Raw genomic sequence first — 15,849 nt, forward strand, 5'->3', positions numbered from 1 at the left:
CGGTTACTTAAAAGGACGCAGCAAACGCTCAGCAGCCTGCTGGGCATCGTCCAGCGCTTTTTGTGGCGTAGCGGCATCAGTCAGCACAGACTGCACAGCGTTGGAGACCAGCTCACGTACGCGTGCTGTCTCGTAGGTAGCGAACTCAGGCGAAGCCACGGCTAATTGATCACGTGCAACCAGAGCCTGCGGGAACTCTTTAGCATAAGAAACCAGTGTCTCGGTTTCATAAGCAGCGGGGCTGGTTCCCACATAGCCGGTGGCTTTGGACCAGTCCGCGGCGCGCTCAGGTGCTGTCATCCATTTCACAAAGCTCACGGCGGCTTGCTTTTGCTCGTCGCTGGCGCCTTTAAAGAGATAGAAGTTTCCGCCCCCGTTGGAGAGGCCGGGGTTGTGTTTGCAGGCAGCATGGCGACGCCAAAGTCGAATTTAGCTTCTTCCTTAACGGCACTGAGGTTACCCGTGGTGTGCCACATCATGGCAGTCTGTCCTTGCACGAAAGCCTGGCGCAGTGTGCCCCATTCGATGGTGCCTTTAGGACTGACCTTGTGCTTCTCAGCCAGGTCGCGAAAGAAGGTCAGGGCCTCTACTGCAGCGGGTGTATTCAGGTAGGCTTCGGTGCCTTCTGGGTTCATCAGTTGCTGACCATTTTGCAAAGCCAGAGCCTGAAACATCCAGTAGGGATATCCGGTGGATGGGATCATCAGGCCATGCTGATTATCTGTAGTCAGCTTTTGGGCCGTCTCTACCATCTCATCCCATGTTTTAGGTGCCTGCTCTGGATTCAGGCCGGCTGCCTTGAATAGCTCTTTGTTGTAAAACATGACGATGGTAGAGCGCTGAAATGGAATCCCCCAGACCTTTCCCTCAAGCGTCCCGTTTGCCATTAACGCGGGATAGAAACCTTCAAGCCACTGACGATTTTCATCCGAAATGGCCAGATCGCTAAACGACTCAACCAGGCCCTGCTCAACCAGATCGTGCGTATCCAGCGCACCCAGCACTGACAGCTGCACAGATTCGCCCGCCCGCAGGGCTGACAGGGCGCGCACTCGTGTTTCGTCGTAGTTGCCGGAATACACTGCTTTCACCTTGATGTCCGGATGCTCAGATTCAAATTCGCTGATATAGCCGTCAACCACCTCCGTCAATGGCCCACCCACCGCAATCGGGTAATACATGGTTAATTCAGTATTTGCATAGGTGCCAGCACTAAAAGCCAGGCCTAATGACGTGGCCAACAGAAGTTTCTTAAACATGGAAAAATGCCTTTTAAATCGTGAGTGATTCGTGAAGTGAAGCAATGGCATCCACCGGATAGGTGGGTTCGCGAAGACGCGCGCCAGTACGTAGATCAAAGTTGTAGGCATGCTCAGGTGCCCACGTTAATCCGTAGCGCTGCCCGGCGATGAAGTTGTGTGCGGCTACCGTACGGACAATCAGTTTTTGCTGGTTGCGCAGTCGCACATAAACATAGGATTCAGCGCCCTGGAACTCTTGGTGCTCAACGACTACCGATACGGCGTTTCCGGAGTCGCCTTGCAGACGCAGGTTTTCAGGGCGGATACCGATGCTAACTGTGTGCGGCTGGTCAAAAGCTGTCCGATCCAGCCATAACGCCTTTGGCACCACGTCACTATGGATAAGCATCATGGGAGGACTGCCAATGAATTCGGCGCTGAATATACAACTGGGCTGCTCATAAAGATCTTGGGCCGTACCCTGTTGCGCTACCGTACCTTCACGCAGCAACACCACGTGATCGGCCATGCCCATGGCTTCGGTTTGATCATGCGTCACATAGACAACGGTTAAACCCAGGCGCTGCTGCAGATCTCTGATTTCATGCCGTACCGAATGGCGCAGCTTGGCATCAAGGTTGGAAAGCGGCTCGTCCATCAGGCAGATGTCATGGCCCGAGACGATGCTGCGGGCCAAGGCGACTCGCTGTCGCTGGCCTCCGGATAGCTGCCCTGGCTTACGGTCGGCCAGTGTCTCCAGGTTGGTCAGCCGCAGCGCTTCGGCGAGCTTGCTCTTTTGCTCAGCCTTCGGTCGGCGACGGACCTGAAGACCGAAAAGAATATTGTCGCGTACCGACAGATGAGGGAATAAGGCATAGGATTGAAACACCATCGACAGCTGCCGCTTGGCTGGCTCGGCGCTGCTGACATCCTGGCCATTGATGAAGACCTGTCCGGAATCGGGACGCTCCAAGCCGGCGATCATGCGCAACAATGTGGATTTCCCACAGCCGGAAGGACCCAGCAGAGCAGTAAACCGGCCCTTTTGAATGCTTAAGCTAATGTCCTTGATTACTTGCTGGTCGCCCCACGATTTACGCAGGTCACGAAGTTCGATTGCCACTGAAGTCATGACGTAGCAGCCTCGGAAGCAATCACTATCTGTATACGGTCCGGAATAACGGCTTGGTACGCTGCTGGCAATACTTTTTCGCTGACGAGAATATCAACATCAGCGAGAGAGCCGCTACGTACAGGCGCCAGGCGGCCAAACTTGGAGTGATCAAGCACCAGAATACGTTGCCTGCAATTGCTACGCAGGGCACGATGGCAGTTTGCCTCATCCATGTCGAAATCAAGCAAAGCACCATCAGTGTCAAAGCCACCCTCACCCGAGATACCAAAGTCCGCCTTGAAATCAGAGAAGAGCTGCTCTGCTTCAGGCCCCAGTATTTCAGGGTTAGGCTGACGCAGCTGTCCGCCTGGTAACACGACCTTGTTACTGACATTTTGAGTCAGCGCCAATGCAGCACACAAATTATTGGTGACGACTGTTAAATCAGTGTGATCGGCCAGCGCCAAAGCCACTTGCTCTGGTGTAGTCCCAAAGCCAATCAGCAGGCTGGATCCTGACGGTATCAAGCTGGCAACCGCTGCACCAATTTGCGCCTTCGCATGCAAGTGAGAAATTCGCCGCGCATGGAAAGGTTCATTTAAATGGCGAATAACAGGCTCGGCCCCGCCGTGACGCCGCTTCAGCAGGTTCGCTTCGTACAAAAAATTCAGGTCACGGCGTATGGTTTGGGGAGTCACGCCGAAATGGAGTGCCAGGCTATCGACCGACACCATGCCGTTGACATTCAACAACGAGACAATCCCGCCTTGTCGAGCGGATAAGTTCATTTCATTCACTCTTAATATTCATTCGAACAGTCAAGAGTGTAGAAAGAAGGGATTACATCGGCATGAAGCGCATATGAAAGTTAAATGACAGAACATGCGAGCACAAATGCATAGCTATATTCAAGGCACAAAAAAACCCGCTACGCAGTAGCGGGTTAGAAATGGCGCTTCCAGGGAAGGAGGCATCATGAAAATAAGCAGTAATCCAGACCAAGCCAATTGCCTTAGGCCAGACTGCAGAAAAAACTTCTACATCGATCCGACCATATCCTCGACTTGTTTGCGCAACTGAGGATCTTGCTGAACGGCCACACTGATGCCGTTATACTCTTGCACGCTCATGCCCGAACTTTCAACTTCGCTGACCATTTTCGAATCAGCTTCGGTGAGTATCTGCTGACGCGTGGCGTCATCCTGAGCTCCTTCAAGCTTAGGCTGGTATTCGGCAACGACGGTAGAGACGCGTTTAGCGGCTTTAGCGTAATTATTCAGTTGCGCTGAATCAGGCTGGATCGCTTGTGGCGCAGGAGCCGGGGCTGCCGGGGCTGTCTGAGCCATTGCGATAGGGGCGCTTAAGCCTAAAGAAATAACGGCTGTGGCTAAAAACGCTTTGACAGATGAATTCATAAGCTAACTCTCCTAATCGTGATCGGTGATAGCTTCATCATGCGGGGAAGCGCCGCGGCCTTCAAGTTTCATTGTGTGAGTTCCTGTGTCTAGCTGCCACCCTTACACCCCCGCTTCACTAAAGACAAAGTATCATTAGCTGTGCGCCTAGCGCCGTCCCGGGCATCGGTCCTGGCACCTGGCCCCTCTTTTTATTTTGTATCAGGCATTTACCATTACCCCCTCTTTTACTGATTTATCACTCATGAAAGCCTCTGACCTGGAACGTCTCGTAGAGTTAAAGATGCCTTTTGGCAAATACGAGGATCGACTGATTGCCGATCTTCCCGGCCATTACCTGGCCTGGTTTGCCCGCAATGGGTTTCCTAAAGGTGAGATAGGTACCCTGCTTGCCCTGATGTACGAGCTGGATCATAACGATTTACGCGCCCTGCTTGACCCGTTACGGCGCTTCCCGCCTGACTAGTCCATTATGGGCTATCGTAGCGATCAGACGGTTACTCGTGCCCATGACAAGCTGAATATAACTCTATTATTTAACGCGCCTTCTATACATGACTCACCCTTCGCCCTCCCCGTCTCCTGCTGCGCCGCCCACAGCCTCATGGTTTCAGCTTTCCCATCTCAGCTCCGGATTCATTGCCGTGCTGGTGGGCTATAGCAGTTCGGTGGCCATCATTTTTCAAGCAGCCCATGCCGCCGGCGCCACACCTGAACAGCTAAACTCGTGGATGTGGGCGCTAGGTATAGGGATGGGCTTGAGCTGTATCATACCGTCACTTATTTTCCGCGCACCGATCTTGACCGCGTGGTCAACGCCCGGCGCCGCCTTGTTGGCGACCAGCTTGCAAGGCTTAAGTATGGAACAAGCTATAGGCATCTTTGTTTTTAGCTCAGCACTCATTGCCCTGACTGGCATTACAGGCTGGTTTCAGAAGATTATGCAAGTCGTGCCCCGGCATATTGCTTCAGCTATGCTGGCAGGCGTTTTGTTGCATTTTGGCCTGGGTCTTTTTAGCTCGATGCAGAGCCAGTGGGCCATGAGCCTGAGTATGCTGGCAGCTTTTCTGCTCAGCCGCCTGCTTATGCCCCGCTACGCCGTATTATTGGCGCTTGCTGTGGGTATCAGTTATGCGTTTTTCAGCAATCAACTGCACCTCGAATTGCTTAACTGGACACCTGCCGTTCCTGTCTTCATGTCTCCCGAATTCAAGCTGGAGGCACTGCTAGGGGTAGGCATTCCCCTGTTCATGGTCACTATGACCTCGCAAAACATCCCGGGTCTGGCCGTTTTACGGGCTAATGGCTATCAAACTCCGGCCAATCCCCTGATCGCAGGTACCGGCGTTTTAGGCGTCATCTTAGCTCCTTTGGGGGATTCTCCTTTAATCTGGCTGCCATAACAGCCGCTCTTTGCATGACACCCGATGCAGACCCAGATCCGGCACAGCGCTTTAAAGCAGGCGTATGGGCAGGTATTTTTTATTTGCTGACGGGCTTTTTTGGGGCCACCGTCGTGGGCTTGTTTAGCGCCTTTCCTGTAGAACTGGTTGCCAGCATTGCGGGCATTGCCTTGTTAGGCACAATTGCTACTTCCCTGCATACTGCCCTTGATGAATCCGCCGGACGCGAGGCCGCCCTGATTACCTTTTTGTGTACAGCCTCCGGGCTGGCACTCTTTAATATCGGCAGTGCGTTCTGGGGGCTATTACTTGGAATGCTGCTGCACCACTTTGGGCACTGGCAGCAGAAGCGGCATAGCTAGAGAGCGGTGACAGGCTACCCTTATACACGCATTGATACGCAATGTAGGCAGCGCCTTATGCCAAGCTAGAGATTCTTCATCATTCACAGGAGTCACACTATGCCTGCCGAATCTAAAGCCCAGCAAAAAGCAGCTGGAATGGCGCTCGCAGCCAAACGTAAAGAAATCAAAGTAGGCGAACTGCAGGGTGCTGCCAAGGACATGTATGAGTCTATGACCGCAAAGGAACTCGAGGACTTTGCCGCAACCTCACATGACCACCTGCCCGAACACAAAGATTAACCGACTACAGAAATGCCCGTAACGTGACGCCTTTTTTCTCAAGGGCGTCACGAATTGCGGCAGCAAAGGCGGGTGCATTCGGGTTGTCTCCGTGAATGCACAAGGTGTCGGCATGTATAGGTATTTGATCGCCGTGAAGCGTGTTGACGGTAGACTCAGTTACCATGCGCAGCACTTGTGCAATAGCTGCCTCGATATCTACGATCAAGGCGCCGGGCTGATTGCGCGGGGTAAGCGTGCCGTCTCGTTGATAACTGCGATCAGCAAACACTTCTTCAGCCACCCGCAGGCCCATATTACGGCCAGCCTTAAGCTGCTGGCTTCCAGCAAGTGCATATAAAATCAGACTTGAATCGATATCGTGCACAGCCTGGGCTACCGCTTGGGCATACTGTGATTCGTGTGATGCCATATGATAAAGTGCACCGTGCGCCTTGACATGATGAATCCTGGCCCCCTGCGACGCTGCCACCGCCTGTAGCGCTCCGACTTGCACGACTACGATGTCATAGACCTGCTCGGCAGTTAAGGCCATTTCACGTCGACCAAAGCCCATCAGGTCGGGCAACGACGGATGCGCTCCCAGCGCCACACCATGACGAATAGCCGACGCCACAGTACGGCGCATGACGCCCGGATCGCCAGCGTGGTAGCCACAAGCAATATTTGCCGAGGTTATCAGGGGCAATACAGCCTCATCATTGCCCATAGTCCAGGCCCCGTAACTTTCGCCCAGATCGCAATTAAGATCTAAAAATAAGCTCATCGATTCGCCCTGCCTTAGCTTGATCAGTAAAACCAACAGATGAGCCCAGTGTACCGTTAAACACCACCAGCTAAATAGCCCAACCGCCTATATAGAACACTGCCAAAGACAGAGCAATGGCGACCGTACCAAAATTCAGTTTCCGGCTTTCGCCTGCCACCACCCGACCGATCACCAATGTGCAAAAGCCGATCATAATGCCGGTGACAATGTTGCAAGTCAGCACGATAAACACGGCACACACCATGCCCGACAAGGCATCAACTTTGTCGTTAAGATCTAGCTGCGTCACATTGCTGAGCATAAGCAGGCCCACATACATCAAGGCAGGAGCTGTAGCATAGCTGGGTACCAAGGCTGCCAGCGGTGATAAAAACACCATCACTAAAAAGAGCGATCCGACTACCACAGTCGACAACCCGGTTCGCGCTCCCGCTGCCACGCCTGCTGCCGACTCTATATAGGCCGCAGCAGGTGAACCTCCTAGTCCTGAGGCGACTATGGACATGGCCGAGTCGGTGGTCAAGGCGCGATCGCCGTTGATAATCTGGCCTTCGGAGTCCAGCTGTTTTGCTTGCGCAGCAACGGCACGTATGGTGCCAGTCGCGTCAAATACGGCGGTCATTACCAGCGCCAGAACACTGGGAAGCACCAATAAATTCAGTGCACCCATGATGTCTATATGATGTACGCCCCCGGTAATCTTTGCCAGGGACGGCATGGCCATCACACCGCCATATTGCACTTGCGGATCGAAGATTACGCCAAACACCGACAACGCTACGATGACCAGCAGAATACCACCAGGCACTCCGCGACGTTCAAGTCCAAAAATAACCGCCAGTCCAAGCAAGCTTAGCAAAGACGGCAATGCTGTGATGTCGCCCAACGTCACCGGTAAGCCAGGAGCCGGATTCTTGATCACCAGGCCAATGCTGTTCACCGCAATTAAGAACAAGAACAGCCCAATGCCTATACCCGTACCCTGAGCCACCCCCGCAGGCAAATTGCGTAAAATCCAGCGACGTACACCAGTGGCTGAGATCAGGGTAAAGATCACCCCCATCAAGAAGATGGCACCCAGGGCTACACCAGTGCTCAACCCTTTGCCCAGCACCAGATCAAAAGCGGTAAAAGCCGTAAGCGAGATGGCACAGCCGACCGCAATGGGCAACTTGGCCCAGAAGCCCATAATCAGCGAGCCAATGGCGCTGGTGAAACAGACCGCTAAAAATACCGTACCGGTATCAAAACCAGCCTGGCCCAGCATATTCGGCACAACGAAAACCGAATACACCATCGCTAAAAAGGTAGTGACGCCCCCTATTACCTCTTGGCGCACTGAGCTGCCGTTTTCCTGTAGCTTAAAATAATTCTGCATCCATGAGCTGTTCGAACGCGGCTCGGCCAAAGAGGGGGATGCCTTCACATGGGCTTGGGTCATTTTGCTGTCTCCGTGGATGCGTTTCGTCAACCTAAGCGCTGTGCAAGACGGCCTAAATAACGGAGTGCCATTTTTACCAGGATTCGAAACGCCTATTTCGTGTTATGAATAATTAGTGCTGCTTCATTGTAAAAATGGAGACTGGATTGACCTGGATCACTTCATGATGAGCGTTATCAAATGTGTGTGATGTGCCGGATACAAAAAAGGCACTACTCTTTTAACTGAATAGTGCCAACCTATTGTTTTATCTGCTATTTACTTGAATTAAAAAAATTAAAAACCAGTCATTTACCCGACATTCAACAGCTTGCCATACTACCTAGGATTTATACTTAGTCAGTGCTGGATTCCTCTTCCTCAGGCGCAGTACGCTTCAGCAACGCATTAGCAACCTCGGCAATGCGGCGACGCAGCCAAATGACATCCAAAGCCTTATGCGAACGGCGGTGCCACAGCTGATAAAAGCGCATCGGAGGAAACTCAAAAGGCGACGGCAAGACGGTAATGGGCAAATAATTGGCATAGTGCTGAGCGAATTGACGGCCGGTCGTAAAAACCATATCGGTACGCATCAGCACATAAGGCACCAAACCAAAATAAGGTACCGCCATCTGTACTTTACGGCGTAACCCCTGCTCAGCCAGACAGCCATCAATAAAATTTTTACGCTGTGCTATATAAGGCGTGGGAGCCAGGTGGGGCAACTCGAGAAAATGCTTCAAACTGATCCCGCGCTCGGCCAGGGGATGATGCGAACCCAGCATACAGACTACTTCGTCATCGAACAGCCGCGACATATGCAATTGCTGAGGCGGTTCAAGCCAGTTAGCGATGACCACGTCCAAGGTGCCCTCTTCAAGCAAGGCTGCATAATTCAAGTCATTACTTATAGGATGGATAATTAATCGCGTATTTGGGGCTTCACGACGCAGGCGCTCAGCAATATTCGGTAAGAACACCGCATCCAGGTAATCCGGAGCCGCAATATGAAACTCGCGCTCTGAGGTGGCAGGGTTGAACTCAATAGGCGGGTTTGCAATACGATCGATAGCCGCCAAGGCCTCGTTCGCATAAGTAAGCAGTTCTTCCCCTCGCGCGGTAGGCACCATTCCAGACTTGCCACGCAGCAATATCTGGTCGCCCGTAATTTCCCGTAAACGGCGGAGAGCATTGCTGATGGCGGGCTGGGATTGACCCATCAGCAAGGCGGTACGAGATACGCTCTGCTCGGTGAGCAAGGCATGAAGCACTCGTAATAAATAGGTATCTAGGGGTTCACGTGTTCTTTGCATAGCGCCATTATGTAAGGGCTTTCCCTCGGGGTCCAGCTATGAAATTCCCTCATGAAGTTAAGATGATAGTGATCATCACCACAGGAGAATACCTTTCTGTGATAGCGCTGTTATTCTGGTAACAATCAAACTATTAACCTACATTCGGGCTGAGTTATGGAGACACAAGCGATTCGCTTTTATTACCGCGGTGAAGTGCATGAGGTTAGCCATGCACCCACAACGCGTACCTTATTACAGCACATGCGGGAAGACCTGCATTCTACAGGCACTAAAGAAGGCTGTGCAGAGGGCGATTGCGGAGCCTGTACGGTGATGGTGGCTGAACTAAACGCCGATAATGAAATCGAAATGCGTGCCATCAACTCATGCATACAACTACTACCTTCGGTGGATGGGAAAGCCATCTATAGCGTCGAAGACCTACAACTGGAGCAGCAGCGTCTGCACCCTGTGCAACAGGCAATGCTCGACTGCCACGGCTCACAATGTGGTTTCTGCACGCCAGGATTTCTGATGTCTATGTGGGGACTGTATCTACAGCACAGCGATGCCGACACCCCGCCGACGCGAGAGCAAATCAACGAAACCCTGTCGGGCAACCTATGCCGTTGTACGGGCTATAGACCTATTATTGATGCCTGTGTACGCATGTTCGAACTGCCCAAGGTTCAGTTCAGCAAAGCAGCGTTACACACCACCCTTCAAAGCCTGCAGCGTCCTGACACATTCAGCTATCAGCATGACAAGCAGCGTTTTGACGCGCCACGCACCCTGGCCGAACTCGCCCAATTGCGCCTTGATTATCCCCAGGCTCGCCTGTTGGCCGGCTCTACCGACATCGGACTGTGGGTGACACGACAATTCCGCGAACTACCCCATCTCATTTATGTGGGTCAGGTAGCCGAACTCAAAGAAATTCACAAAGACGACGGCCATCTTTACATCGGCGCCGGAGCGCTGCTAAACCCTGCCTACGAGGCCCTGATCGAGCATTATCCGGAACTGCACGAACTGCATCAGCGTTTTGCCTCCTATCCCATACGTAACTCGGGTACGCTGGGCGGCAACATCGCCAACGGTTCGCCTATCGGCGACTCCATGCCGGTACTCATTGTGATGGGCACGAAAATCGTACTGCGCAGAGGCGATGAAATACGCGAAATGCCCCTGGAAGACTACTACCTGGCCTACCAAAAGACCGCTCTCAGCGAAGGTGAGTTCGTTCAAGGCATTCGCGTGCCATTAAACCAGCCTGAACTGACGTTCCGCACTTACAAACTCTCAAAGCGCCACGATCAGGACATTTCCGCAGTGTGCGCCGCCTTCTCGGTGGTGCTGAAAAATAATGTGGCCGAACACGTTCGCATTGCCTACGGCGGTATGGCGGCGACTCCGGCGCGTGCCAGGCAAGCCGAGGCCTGCCTGCTGGGCAAGACATGGTCGCTTGAAAATATTGAGCTGGCCATGCACGCCTTGGGCGACGACTTCCAGCCCCTTAGCGATATGCGGGCCAGTTCTGAATACCGGTCGCGCTCAGCAGCCAACTTGCTGAAACGTTTCTATCTGGAAACCAATACCGAGCAACCCTTAAGTGCCGGACAGCTCAATGTGTTCGAAGCGTCTCGCCAACTGCACCACGGAGTCGCCAAATGAATAAACTTGCCGATACCTTTCTTAATCTAGAACCTACTCCCGCCCAAAGCGAACGTGTAGGGGTCTCATACTTTCACGAATCTGCTGAACGGCATCTGACGGGTAAAGCCATTTACACTGACGATATTCCCGAGCGGCACGGCACGCTGCATATGGCTCTGGGCCTATCAAGCGTGGCGCACGGAAAAATTCTCAGCCTGGATCTAGATGCGGTGCGCGCCATGCCGGGTGTGGTCGACATTTTAACGGTTGCCGACATTCCCGGTAACAACAACTGTGGTCCCATCATTGAAGACGACCCTATCCTCGCGGACGACTTTGTCTATTATGTGGGCCAGCCGGTATTTGCCGTCGTCGCTACGTCACATGATGCCGCCCGTCGAGCCGTGCGCGCTGGCACCGTCGAGTACGAAGAACTGCCTGCCATCCTGACGGCACAGGAGGCCAAGAAAGCAGGTCAAAGCGTGTTGCCCCCAATGGGGCTCAAGCGCGGCCAGCCCGACGAGCAGATAGCTTCAGCTCCCCATAGCCTGCGAGGTACTTTCGAGTGCGGCGGACAGGAGCAGTTTTACCTTGAAGGCCAAATCTCGTACGCGATTCCAAACGACGATGAATCCATACAAGTGTGGTGCTCAACACAACACCCGAGCGAGATGCAGACTTTAGTCGCACGTGCCATGAACTGGCCGTCGCACCGCGTCGAAGTAAGCTGCCGGCGGATGGGTGGCGGCTTTGGTGGTAAAGAGTCGCAGTCAGCCTTATACGCCTGCCTTTCTACCATTGCCGCAACAAAGCTCAGTCGACCAGTCAAGCTTCGCCTTGACCGCGAAGACGACTTCACCATTACTGGCAAGCGCCACGGCTTTTACTACGAATGGGAAATCGGCTTTGACGACGAAGGCCGCATATTGGGCGCCAAGCTCGACATGACCCTCAATTCCGGATACTCTGCCGACCTGTCAGGACCCGTAGCAACGCGAGCGGTGTGTCACTTTGACAATGCCTACTACCTTGAGCACGTCGACATTCGCGCTCTTTGCGGACGTACCAACACGCAATCGAACACCGCTTTCAGGGGCTTTGGTGGCCCACAAGGCGCACTAATGATGGAAGTCATCCTGGATGATATAGGCCGCCATCTTAAGCTCGATCCACTCCTTATTCGTCAGCGCAACTTCTACGGAAAGACCGAACGTAACGTTACCCCTTACCAACAGGTTATTAGCGATAACGTCATCACCGAACTGGTCAGCGAACTGAGCATCAATTCAGGCTACCAGGCACGTCGTGATGCCATCCGCGAGTTCAATGCGAGCAGCCCCATTCTTAAGAAAGGGATTGCCCTCACCCCCGTTAAATTCGGAATTTCCTTTAACGTCCCGGCTTTTAACCAAGCGGGTGCGCTCGTGCACATTTACCGTGACGGCTCGGTTCTGCTTAACCACGGTGGTACCGAGATGGGCCAGGGCCTGAACACCAAAGTGGCGCAAGTCGTGGCGCATGAACTGGGCGTGGATCTGCATCACGTACGCTCTACCGCTACCGATACTACCAAGGTGGCAAACACGTCTGCTACCGCAGCATCTACAGGCACCGATCTCAACGGAATGGCCGCCCAAAATGCGGCATCGCAGCTGCGCGAACGCTTATCCGGGCTGATGGCCCAGATGCACAATGCAGATGCCGCAGAGGTCAGCTTTGCCAACGGAATGGTCAGCGTGGCAGGCCAGACTGTCAGCTTCGCTGAACTGGTGGAAATGGCGTATCAAGCACGTATCCAGCTATGGTCTGATGGTTTTTACGCCACGCCAGGCCTGCACTGGAATCCCACCACCATGACAGGCCATCCATTTTATTACTTCTCATACGGCGCCGCTGTGTCTGAAGTCATTATCGACACCCTCAGCGGCGAATGGAAACTGCTCGCCGTCGATGCGCTGCACGATGTGGGGCGTTCACTGAACCCGGCCATCGATATTGGTCAGGTCGAAGGTGCCTTTATTCAAGGTATGGGCTGGCTGACCACTGAAGAGTTGTGGTGGAACGCCAAAGGCCGCTTGATGACTCATGCGCCGTCAACCTACAAAATTCCGGCTATTAGCGATTGCCCCGACCACTTCAATATCCGTCTGTTTAACAACCAGGATGCTGAAGCATCGGTACACCGCTCCAAAGCCGTAGGAGAGCCCCTCTGCTGCTGCCCTTCAGTGTGTTCAATGCAATTCGTGACGCGGTCTCAAGTGTCTCAAATTATGAAGCGCAGCCACAGCTCAATGCGCCAGCCACCTCTGAAGCAATTCTTAAAGCAGTGGAGACCCTCAACCAAACTCGTGAGTCGAGCCTAGCCTAATGCCGGAACTCATTCGTCAAGCCCGTCAGCGTCTGGACGCCGGTGAGGCAATCGTGCTGGTGACGGTAGCCCAGTCCAGGGGCTCAACACCCCGCAATGCCGGCACGCGCATGCTGGTTAGCCAGACCCGCCAATGGCAGACCATTGGCGGCGGACATCTGGAATGGAAGGCAGCCGCCCTCGCCCGCGAACTGATTGCCAATCACGGTTTTGGAAAATCGGTACGCCAAGTCGAACACTACCCGCTAGGTCCAAGCCTGGGCCAATGTTGCGGTGGTGCGGTCACTCTGGTCTTCGAATTACTGGGCACCACCGATCTTCCATGGCTGGAAGAACTCGCCAGTATTCTTAGCCAGGGTAAAACAGCACAACGCCGCGTAGGCTTCGGGCAGGTCGAAAACACTGCGGTCAGCTTGCTTGAACTCGATCGGCCCTCTACAGAAATTACCTTCGACCAGCCTTCAGAGGAAACTCGGTGGTTCGTCGACGAATTGGCCCCGCCCTCTATGCACGTGGTACTTTTTGGCGCAGGCCATGTGGGCAAGGCTCTGATCCACTTTTTAGGCAGCCTGCAATGTACAGTAACGTGGGTCGATGAGCGCGAATCCGAGTTTCCGGAATTCATCCCAAGCAATGTCCAGGTCGATATGACAGACACCCCCGAGGAGGCTGTTGACCAGGCTCCGGCTAATAGCTACTACGTTGTTATGACTCACCGCCACGATTTGGACCAGCGCCTGTGCCAGCTGATTTTGCAGCGCAACGACTTTTGCTATGCCGGCCTTATCGGGTCAAAAACCAAACGAAATCAGTTCGAGCGTCGCTTCCGCCAGCGCGGCATCAGCGAGGAAGTCATCAACTCACTGGTTTGCCCGATCGGTATTGATGGTATCAACAGTAAAGACCCGGCCGCCATTGCAGTGTCCATCACAGCCGAACTCTTGCGCCTGAACGAATTACACATCACCAAGAATATCTAACGAGACGTTATCTATGACTATTGCTTCGTCCCTAAAGCAGGATGCACCCCACGTTGCGTATCGAGCAGGCCTTCTTTATTTTACTGGCCGTCCATCGACTGCATTGTCTGCGGAAGAAGACCCGAACGTCATCTATCATGCTGACGGTTTATTGATTGTCGCCGACGGAAAAATCGTCGCTTCCGGCGACTATCGCAGCCTGGTTTCTTCGCTAAGCAGCGAAACCGTGGTTCATGACTGGCGAGGCAAGCTCATTATGCCGGGCTTTATTGACACGCATATACACTATCCGCAAAGCGATATCATTGCTTCACCCGCTCCAGATTTGCTGCCATGGCTAAACACCTATACCTTTCCTACCGAAGGAAAGTTCAGTGATCCTGAACATGCCGCAGAAGTCAGCGAGTTTTTTATTGATGAGCTGCTCAGCAACGGTACGACCAGTGCCATGGTTTACTGCACCTCACACAAAAACTCGGTCAATGCTTTCTTCACCGAAAGCAGTAAACGCAATTTACGCATGATCGCCGGCAAGGTAATGATGGATCGTAACTGCCCCGACTTTCTCAAAGACACAGCCATAGATGGCGCTAAAGACAGCGAAGAGCTATTGCAACAATGGCACGGTAAGGGCAGACAACTCTACGCCCTGACTCCCCGGTTTGCCCCCACCTCCACACCCGAGCAGCTCGGTGCCTGTGGCGAACTGGCCAAGGCTTACCCCGAGGTGTATTTACAAACTCATGTGGCCGAGAGCAAAGCTGAACTGAAATGGGTAAGCGAACTGTTCCCCGGTTACCGCAGCTACCTGGATATTTACGATCAATACGGCTTATTGCGACCACGCTCGATGTATGGCCATTGCATCTGGCTAGATGAAACGGACCGGGGCCGCATGCGTGATACGCAATCGGTAGCCGCACACTGCCCTACCTCTAATCTGTTCCTGGGCAGCGGCCTGTTCGACTTTGCTGCCGCCGATGAAAGCCAGATGCTATATACGGTAGCTACCGACGTTGGGGGCGGTTCATCATTCTCGATGCTGCGCACCATGGATGAAGCCCATAAGATTGGGCGCCTGAATGCCTATCATCTAGACGCCAAGAACATGTTTTACCTAAGCACCGCAGGTGCTGCCAAGGCGCTTGATCTGGAAGGCACAATCGGGAGCCTCGCGGCGGGCACCGAAGCTGACTTTATCGTGCTCGATCCGAACGCTACCCCTTTGCTGGCCCGACGTACAGCAAGCGCCAACAGCCTGGAAGAATTGCTCTTTGCCTTTGCCCTGCTAGGCGATGATCGAAGCATACAGGCCACCTATGGTGCCGGTGTCTGCCTGCACGATCGTGACGACACCCGCAAGGCCCCAGAGTCAGACATCGTCCTTACAATACAATAAGGCAAAGAACAATAAGGCAAAGAACAATAAGGCAAAGAAAAAGCCCAACGACAAATTGTCGTTGGGCTTTTTTACTGCGCTTTAATCTTAAGTGCAAAACATAGGCTATACCATGGAGCCACTAAATGGCCCCGTGAACAGA

At 53.3% G+C, this 15,849-nt stretch carries 11 protein-coding genes and 3 pseudogenes; 7 read left to right on the top strand and 7 right to left on the bottom strand.

Annotated elements, in window-relative coordinates:
• Positions 1-3: 3 nt before the first annotated feature.
• The 4 genes and pseudogenes from L1889_RS08180 to L1889_RS08195 form a co-directional block, all read right to left on the bottom strand.
• A pseudogene (locus tag L1889_RS08180) lies at positions 4-1,370 on the bottom strand (ABC transporter substrate-binding protein).
• Positions 1,273-2,373 (bottom strand): ABC transporter ATP-binding protein, encoded by a 1,101-nt coding sequence (locus tag L1889_RS08185; protein ID WP_238664729.1) that lies wholly within the window; start codon positions 2,371-2,373, stop codon positions 1,273-1,275. Before L1889_RS08185 ends, L1889_RS08180 begins: the two are co-directional and overlap by 98 nt.
• Positions 2,370-3,143, bottom strand: coding sequence for a DeoR/GlpR family DNA-binding transcription regulator (locus tag L1889_RS08190; protein ID WP_238664730.1), 774 nt, complete (start codon positions 3,141-3,143; stop codon positions 2,370-2,372). The genes L1889_RS08185 and L1889_RS08190 overlap by 4 nt, the downstream gene beginning before the upstream one ends.
• A gap of 249 nt (positions 3,144-3,392) precedes the next feature.
• Positions 3,393-3,770, bottom strand: a complete 378-nt coding sequence (locus L1889_RS08195) for a DUF4168 domain-containing protein (RefSeq protein ID WP_238664731.1) — start codon at positions 3,768-3,770, stop codon at positions 3,393-3,395.
• Positions 3,771-4,014: 244 nt separating this feature from the next.
• On the opposite strand from L1889_RS08195, the gene L1889_RS08200 reads away from it, so the two are divergent.
• The 3 genes and pseudogenes from L1889_RS08200 to L1889_RS08210 all read left to right on the top strand — a co-directional run bounded on the left by L1889_RS08200 (position 4,015) and on the right by L1889_RS08210 (position 5,817).
• A complete protein-coding gene (locus L1889_RS08200) occupies positions 4,015-4,236 on the top strand; it encodes a DUF3820 family protein (RefSeq protein WP_238664732.1) in 222 nt (73 codons plus the stop codon).
• 88 nt (positions 4,237-4,324) lie between these two features.
• Positions 4,325-5,535: pseudogene (locus L1889_RS08205) on the top strand (benzoate/H(+) symporter BenE family transporter).
• 99 nt (positions 5,536-5,634) lie between these two features.
• The gene (locus L1889_RS08210) at positions 5,635-5,817 is read left to right on the top strand and encodes a DUF3008 family protein (protein WP_238664733.1); all 183 of its coding nucleotides are present in this window, start codon (positions 5,635-5,637) and stop codon (positions 5,815-5,817) included.
• Positions 5,818-5,821: 4 nt separating this feature from the next.
• Here L1889_RS08210 and L1889_RS08215 read toward each other — a convergent pair whose 3' ends face one another.
• The 3 genes from L1889_RS08215 to L1889_RS08225 form a co-directional block, all read right to left on the bottom strand.
• Positions 5,822-6,583, bottom strand: coding sequence for a LamB/YcsF family protein (locus L1889_RS08215; protein ID WP_238664734.1), 762 nt, complete (start codon positions 6,581-6,583; stop codon positions 5,822-5,824).
• Between the two features lie 70 nt (positions 6,584-6,653).
• The gene (locus tag L1889_RS08220; RefSeq protein WP_238665887.1) at positions 6,654-7,964 is read right to left on the bottom strand and encodes an NCS2 family permease; all 1,311 of its coding nucleotides are present in this window, start codon (positions 7,962-7,964) and stop codon (positions 6,654-6,656) included.
• 398 nt (positions 7,965-8,362) lie between these two features.
• Positions 8,363-9,322: a LysR family transcriptional regulator gene (locus L1889_RS08225; RefSeq protein WP_238664735.1), complete on the bottom strand. Its 960-nt coding sequence runs from the start codon at positions 9,320-9,322 to the stop codon at positions 8,363-8,365.
• 156 nt (positions 9,323-9,478) lie between these two features.
• Between L1889_RS08225 and xdhA the strand changes: the two genes are divergently transcribed.
• The 4 genes and pseudogenes from xdhA (at position 9,479) to guaD (ending at position 15,707) form a co-directional block, all read left to right on the top strand.
• On the top strand, positions 9,479-10,978 hold the full coding sequence (gene xdhA / locus L1889_RS08230; protein ID WP_238664736.1) for a xanthine dehydrogenase small subunit: 1,500 nt from the start codon (positions 9,479-9,481) through the stop codon (positions 10,976-10,978).
• Positions 10,975-13,328 (top strand): annotated as a pseudogene (gene xdhB / locus L1889_RS08235) (xanthine dehydrogenase molybdopterin binding subunit). Before xdhA ends, xdhB begins: the two are co-directional and overlap by 4 nt.
• Positions 13,328-14,308, top strand: coding sequence for a xanthine dehydrogenase accessory protein XdhC (gene xdhC / locus L1889_RS08240; RefSeq protein WP_238664737.1), 981 nt, complete (start codon positions 13,328-13,330; stop codon positions 14,306-14,308). The pseudogene xdhB and the gene xdhC overlap by 1 nt, the downstream one beginning before the upstream one ends.
• Before the next feature lie 13 nt (positions 14,309-14,321).
• Entirely contained in the window at positions 14,322-15,707 is a 1,386-nt protein-coding gene (guaD, locus tag L1889_RS08245) for a guanine deaminase (RefSeq protein WP_238664738.1), read from the top strand.
• Positions 15,708-15,849: the final 142 nt, after the last annotated feature.

Origin of the sequence: Paenalcaligenes niemegkensis, assembly GCF_022230885.1 — a bacterium.
Lineage (GTDB): Bacteria > Pseudomonadota > Gammaproteobacteria > Burkholderiales > Burkholderiaceae_B > Paenalcaligenes > Paenalcaligenes niemegkensis.

Coding starts and splice junctions, on each gene's coding strand:
- L1889_RS08190 (WP_238664730.1), bottom strand. CDS start 3,143: ATGAACTTATCCGCTCGACAAGGCGGGATTGTCTCGTTGTTGAATGTC.
- L1889_RS08215 (WP_238664734.1), bottom strand. CDS start 6,583: ATGAGCTTATTTTTAGATCTTAATTGCGATCTGGGCGAAAGTTACGGG.
- L1889_RS08200 (WP_238664732.1), top strand. CDS start 4,015: ATGAAAGCCTCTGACCTGGAACGTCTCGTAGAGTTAAAGATGCCTTTT.
- xdhA (WP_238664736.1), top strand. CDS start 9,479: ATGGAGACACAAGCGATTCGCTTTTATTACCGCGGTGAAGTGCATGAG.
- L1889_RS08210 (WP_238664733.1), top strand. CDS start 5,635: ATGCCTGCCGAATCTAAAGCCCAGCAAAAAGCAGCTGGAATGGCGCTC.
- L1889_RS08220 (WP_238665887.1), bottom strand. CDS start 7,964: ATGCAGAATTATTTTAAGCTACAGGAAAACGGCAGCTCAGTGCGCCAA.
- L1889_RS08225 (WP_238664735.1), bottom strand. CDS start 9,322: ATGCAAAGAACACGTGAACCCCTAGATACCTATTTATTACGAGTGCTT.
- xdhC (WP_238664737.1), top strand. CDS start 13,328: ATGCCGGAACTCATTCGTCAAGCCCGTCAGCGTCTGGACGCCGGTGAG.
- guaD (WP_238664738.1), top strand. CDS start 14,322: ATGACTATTGCTTCGTCCCTAAAGCAGGATGCACCCCACGTTGCGTAT.
- L1889_RS08185 (WP_238664729.1), bottom strand. CDS start 2,373: ATGACTTCAGTGGCAATCGAACTTCGTGACCTGCGTAAATCGTGGGGC.
- L1889_RS08195 (WP_238664731.1), bottom strand. CDS start 3,770: ATGAATTCATCTGTCAAAGCGTTTTTAGCCACAGCCGTTATTTCTTTA.